General features: G+C 37.2%; 2 protein-coding genes. Both read right to left on the reverse strand.

Features of this window, described 5'->3' with window-relative positions:
- Positions 1–332: 332 nt before the first annotated feature.
- Positions 333–1,847 carry a thioredoxin-like domain-containing protein gene (locus tag AFK68_RS01910; protein ID WP_094671199.1) on the reverse strand — a complete coding sequence of 505 codons (1,515 nt, stop codon included), beginning with the start codon at positions 1,845–1,847 and terminating at the stop codon, positions 333–335.
- Positions 1,848–2,272: 425 nt separating this feature from the next.
- Positions 2,273–2,494, reverse strand: a 222-nt coding sequence (locus AFK68_RS01915) for a hypothetical protein (protein WP_210407179.1), incomplete at its 5' end; no start/stop codon positions are given.

Below are 2,494 nucleotides of genomic sequence, written 5' to 3' on the forward strand. Positions count from 1 at the left end.
AATAGTTAGAGTAGTTTCCGCACGTTATTATTGTACATATGCACTTGCTTGTGCGACAGCTATATACTTTCATGCAACAAAGCCCAGAAAATCTATAAAATTAGAGATTTATCAACAGATATTAACATATACCAATAATGTAAAATACTATCAGGCGATCGATTAATCAAGTAATATCATGTCCGGTTGAACAGTAATAATTAAAGCTCGTAGAATTGCTCTAGCCCTAAGATAGATATTTATCGGGCTAGAGCAATTCTACAAACAAAAACTTTTTTATGATTAATAGACATCTCCTGACTCCTCACCCATAAGACTTCCAATTCCAAATCCTAACTAGGCAAACAAACATCAGGAGCGCACAAACCAGGAAATTCCACGGTAGTTACTTCAAGTGTATCTAGCTCAATTCTGCGAATCAGATGATTATTCGTATCTGCAATAAATAAATGTTGCGCGATCGCACTTAATCCTGATGGTTCAGAAAAGCGAGAATGAATACCTCGCCCATCCTGATGACCTGCTACACCATCTCCTAACATGGTACGACATAAACCCGCATGATATTCCACCCGCTTAATTTTGTGATTATAGGTATCAGCAACCCAAACATAATTTTGAGTATACTCTACTCCCAAACAATGCTGTAGCAAAACCTCTTCACCTCTACCATCCTTGTCTCCAAAGCCAAATAATTCCTCACTACCACAAACAGTACGCACTTTAGGATGCTCATTAATACTCACTGCACGAAGTGAACTCACCTCACTATCAGCAATAAATAACTCATTCCCATCTGTACTAATACCACTAGGTTGAGCAAAAGCTGATTCTGTTAAAGAACCATTTACACAAGATTCTCCACCATTACCTGCATAAATACTAATAATACCAGTATCAAGTTCCAATAAGCATATTTGGTGTGAACCTGCCATAGCTATAAAAAGGCGATCGCCTACCTTCTCCACATCCCAAGGAGAATTAAGCTTAGTTTCTTTAGCCACCCCAATATCAGGTAAAATTTGACGACTTTGTTCTCCGGTACCTGCAATAGTTTCCACCTGCTGAGTTTGAAAATCTATTTTGCGTAAAGTATGATTTTCTGTATCAGCAACATATAAAACTTGATTTTTAGGATCAAAAGTCATACCTTGGGGAGCCGAAAATTGAGCTTCATCAAATGAACCATCAATTAATCCTGCTTTTCCACTACCAATAATGTGCAAAACCTCACCTTCTAGTGTACTGACAACAATGCGATGGTGTCCCGTATCAGCAACAAATAATTGATTAGTATAACTATCAGCAAGAACTTTACCAGGAAATGCCAAAGGTGTAGTTAAAGGTTGTTTTTCCTTTTCCAGAATTAAACTAATTTCGCTAGAATTAATAGTGCTTTTATTTTGATGTTCTTCTATCAACTTACCAATAATTTCATCCAAAGCATCACGTTTACCTTCACCAGAAAAAGACCCCACCACATATCCTTCTGGATCGATAATTTTGAAAGTAGGCCATGCACGGACAGCATATTGTTGCCAAACCCTAGACCCACTATCAACTAAAACAGGGTGTTCAATATCATAACGAAGTATGGCCTGACGAATATTTTCCACTTCTTTCTCATTCTCGAATTTAGCTGAATGGACACCAATAACGGTCAAGTTGTCTGGGTATTTTTGCTCAAGAAATTTTAGTTCTGGCAAAACGTGAAGGCAATTAATACAGCAGTAAGTCCAGAAATCTAAGATAACCACTCGTCCTTTCAGAGATTGAAGGGATATAGGTTGGCCTGTATTTAGCCAAGGGTAATTTTGAGGCAGTTCGGGAGCTCTAACGCGAGACATAGGTATTAGATTAATAATACTAAAAGTTAATATTTTTCTAAATTTAGCGAAGTCTGAGAAAATGAGCAAAGTGGGACATTTCAGTTAGCCTCCTCCGGAGGAACTGCGTTATCAGTTAGCCTCCTGCGGAGGAACTGCGTTAACAGTACCTCTGCCTAAAGCCAGAAGCTTGAAACACTAAATCGAATATTTTTTCATCCCCTTCAAAGGGCGAGACCTTATTTTTTAGTCATATTTTGTCCATAGTTTACCATTATCCTTAGTCCCATACAATTGAAGAAGGAGTCATATTACATCTAGTAGCATCGGTAGGATTAAATGTCGTAGGGGCGAATGGCCATTCGCCCACCCTACTTGATAAAAAACCAGTTCTTAAGAATAGAACTGGTTTTTTATTAACATATTTTTTGACTTAATACAGAAGTTTATTCAGTTATATTTTCCGGCTCAATTTCTGGATTAACATCTGGTGTAGAATCATCTAAATTTTCCACCACATCAGAAGTATTTTCCGGCTCAATTTCTGGATTAACATCTGGTGTAGAATCATCTAAATTTTCCATCACATCAGAAGTATTTTCTAATTCAATTTCTGGATTAACATCTGGTGTAGAATCATCTAAATTTTTCACCACATCAGAAGTATT

Origin of the sequence: Hydrocoleum sp. CS-953 (genome assembly GCF_002260545.1) — a bacterium.
Classification (GTDB): Bacteria; Cyanobacteriota; Cyanobacteriia; order Cyanobacteriales; family Microcoleaceae; genus Trichodesmium.

What these genes read in the sequence shown, in the direction of transcription:
- AFK68_RS01910 (WP_094671199.1), bottom strand. Translation starts at nt 1,847, where the DNA reads ATGTCTCGCGTTAGAGCTCCCGAACTGCCTCAAAATTACCCTTGGCTA.